Origin of the sequence: Sulfurimonas sp., from assembly GCF_016744025.1 — a bacterium.
In the GTDB taxonomy this organism is placed as follows: Bacteria; Campylobacterota; Campylobacteria; order Campylobacterales; family Sulfurimonadaceae; genus Sulfurimonas.
The window spans coordinates 1-3,266 of sequence record NZ_JADGFC010000199.1 but is presented as its reverse complement, the minus strand read 5'-3'; the positions used below and the strand labels follow the sequence as shown (position 1 = coordinate 3,266).

The window sequence follows — 3,266 nt, the reverse complement described above, 5'->3', positions numbered from 1 at the left end:
TATTCATCAAAAAGAAGACCCGAACAACTCCAAGAAATTATCTTCAAAAAGTATATTTACAAGAGACAAACACTCAGTGATTTAGCAGAAGAATATTAATTAAGTCCCATTAGTATTATTGATGAATCTATTAACTTGGGAAATATAGGTATTGCTTTAAAACAGTCCGTTGGAGACAGAGATGAGATGCCAATTGTACTGCACAATCAAGCACTAAACATTTTAAGCAAAATGCTTTACTCTAAAATAGATGAACAAGAGTGTAAAAATATTATCTCTATTACATCTGAGGCAATATCTATTTTAAAAGAAACAAATTCTAGTAAAAAACTTGACATACTAATTATAGAAAACATAATTGCTAAAGCATTACTAGAAAAAGAGTACGGTGATTTAGAAAAAAAGTTACAAATACATATCTCAAATCTTAATAAAAATGAATTTGAGCAGATATCCGCCATATATAAAAGAAGCCTTTGTATCTCCTAATACTTAAGAAGGGATTAGCTAGAATACGCAAAACTATTTTAGGAACTCACCAGATGCAATTTTCTTCACTTAAACTCTCTTCTTCTATACAAAAAGCCCTTAGTAAAAACAACTTTATAGATGCAACGCCTATTCAAGAACAAGTTATTCCTCATGTGCTTGAAGGTGTCGATGTTATGGCAAGAGCTAAAACGGGAAGTGGAAAGAGTGCGAGTTATGTTTTACCTATCTTAGAACTTTTACTTCAACGTAGAGGCGAGGGAAAGGCAAAGATAAAAGTGCTTGTGTTGACTCCTACTAGAGAGTTGACTCTTCAGATTGCTAAAACTTTTGAGACATTTGCTGAGTTTATACAAAATACTCCCAAGGTTGTAAGTCTTATCGGTGGTGAAGGTATTGGTGACCAACTCTTTGATATCCAACAAGGTTGTGAAATTCTTGTAGCTACTTCGGGAAGATTTCTTGATGTACTTAGTAAAAAGCAGATGAATCTCTCGCATCTAGAGTTTTTAGTGCTTGATGAAGCAGACAAGATGCTAAACCTTGGATTTGCTGGGGAACTTGACCTTATACTTGAAGCCATTCCAGCCAAACGTCAAAACCTTCTATTTTCAGCTACCTACCCAGAGAAGATTTTAAACATTGCATCTAAAATAACTAAAGACCCTGTTGAAGTTAGCATTGAAGAAGATGTACCAACAGTTGAGACTATCACTCAAAGAGTTATAGAAGTAGATGTTAACAATCGTGGTGCACTTCTTAAGCATCTAATGAAGACACTAAAACTAAAAAATGTACTAGTATTTATGGCAAATAAAAGAGCAACTGATAACATCGCTTTTAAGTTTAGAAAACAAGGTTTTGCGGCAGAATCATTTCACGGTGATTTAACTCAAGAAGATAGAACTTTTACACTAAATGAGTTTAAAGATGCAAAGATAAAGATTTTATTTGCAACTGACATAGCGGCTCGTGGTTTAGATATAGATAATATTGAGTGTGTTATAAACTTTGACCTACCTCGCTCTCCAACTGACTATATTCATCGCATAGGAAGAACTGCAAGAGCTGGAAAGTCAGGACTTGCTATCTCATTTATATCTCATGAAGACCAAGCTCACTTTGAAGTAATAGAGAAAAAATGTAAGGTAAAGATAGATAGAGAACAGATAGAAGGCTTTGAACTAACAGGCGAAGCTCCTAAAAAAGAAAAAGGCCCTGCTCCAGTAAAAGGTAAAGGCAAAAGTAAAAAAGACAAACTTAGGGAAAAAGCTCTTCAGAGTGAAAAGTAATACTTTAAAAGTTATATTTTTGATTTTTCAAGGAATTAACAAAAAATGAATAACACCAATAAGACGCAAGAATGGGAACCTACATCAGAAGAATGGAATTATGATGCAAGAAGATTAAAAAAATCATATCAACACATGAATATTGTAAGTAGTGATTTTCCCAACTATAAATCCATACCAAAACTAATTAATTGTCACCTTGTGACTGTTTCTATTTGTAATAAAATTAGATTAATTCAAAAAAAACTAGATATTATTATTACACTACACACTAAATCAATAGTTATTAATCCATTATCTCACCCATTTATAGATGGTCCGAAAAATGTCATGTTGCCCTACGCATCGAACCCATCTTTAATTCATGAGTACAAATTAGAAATAGAATCAATGGTATACATAATGAGACGAGTTTTAGATTCACTAGTGCAATTATCATATGTAGTTACAAATTATAACGACATTCAAGAGAGTAGAATCATTGCCTACAATGAAATAGGTCGATTCTCTGACTTAATGAATGTAAAAATTGAGATTGACAAAATAATTATAGGTAATGATATATATAAAAGCGACGAGACAAAATTTCTTAAAACTATAAATCATTTATTTAATAGTTTTAAACATTCACTTATACATGATGAATCATATAATCAAGTTTGTAATGAAACTCCAAGTGTAGTTTCATATCAAGCAAAACAAAATAATCATAATAAGACTATAATTATTCATAACCATAATATTCATCATTTAGTTATGGGTTTTCAAGATACTGTTTTAAGAATAATTGATAATCAAAAATTATATATACTAAACAATTAATAAATGAGAAGTGAAGTCATAGATGCTTCTAGTTTTAGCATTTTGAGATTACTATCCAAATAGTGATTCTTTCATAACATTGCAACTAAAAATAGCAATCTTGGAGTAGTTTTATATTTTTGATTACTTTATAATTTCCCTACAAAGATTTTAAAAAGAGAAAAGATGAAAAAAACAACAAAAGATGACTACATTCAAAGTGTATATAAAGTTATTTCTTATATTGAACAAAACTACAATGATGAGTTGACTCTTGAAGAGTTATCCAAGGTTGCAGGTTTTTCAAAATACCATTTTCATAGAATTTTCAAATCTATTATCGGTGAAAGTATGGGTGAATATATTAGGCGAGTAAGACTTTCAAACACAACATTAAAGTTTAAAACAAATCAAAAAATCACTCACATTGCCATCAATAGTGGATACGAAACTAATTCCTCTTTTTCAAAAGCTTTTAAAAAGTATTTTGGGATAAGTCCAAAAGACTTTTCTACAAATGCAAAAATAAAAAAAGGAAATAAGATGTTAGAACCAAAAATAGTTGAGATTGAAGATATTGATATTTTAGACTTAATTAAAAAAACGGGGGTTTAAAAACTCTCTTTTTTTGATAATTGACCAAATAATAATCTACTAAATTTAACTTCAAGCTTTTACTCAAAC

General features: G+C 30.4%; 4 protein-coding genes. All 4 read left to right on the top strand.

Features of this window, described 5'->3' with window-relative positions; genetic code table 11:
- Window positions 1-135 precede the first annotated feature (135 nt).
- The 4 genes from QZZ48_RS15085 (at window position 136) to QZZ48_RS15070 (ending at window position 3,197) form a co-directional block, all read left to right on the top strand.
- Complete coding sequence (locus QZZ48_RS15085; protein WP_294967082.1) at window positions 136-489, top strand: hypothetical protein; 354 nt, start codon at window positions 136-138, stop codon at window positions 487-489.
- 53 nt (window positions 490-542) lie between these two features.
- The gene (locus QZZ48_RS15080; protein ID WP_294967081.1) at window positions 543-1,781 is read left to right on the top strand and encodes a DEAD/DEAH box helicase; all 1,239 of its coding nucleotides are present in this window, start codon (window positions 543-545) and stop codon (window positions 1,779-1,781) included.
- A 45-nt stretch (window positions 1,782-1,826) separates the two neighbouring features.
- The gene (locus QZZ48_RS15075) at window positions 1,827-2,603 is read left to right on the top strand and encodes a hypothetical protein (protein ID WP_294967080.1); all 777 of its coding nucleotides are present in this window, start codon (window positions 1,827-1,829) and stop codon (window positions 2,601-2,603) included.
- Window positions 2,604-2,768: 165 nt separating this feature from the next.
- Complete coding sequence (locus QZZ48_RS15070; RefSeq protein WP_294967079.1) at window positions 2,769-3,197, top strand: AraC family transcriptional regulator; 429 nt, start codon at window positions 2,769-2,771, stop codon at window positions 3,195-3,197.
- The last annotated feature ends 69 nt before the right edge of the window (window positions 3,198-3,266 follow it).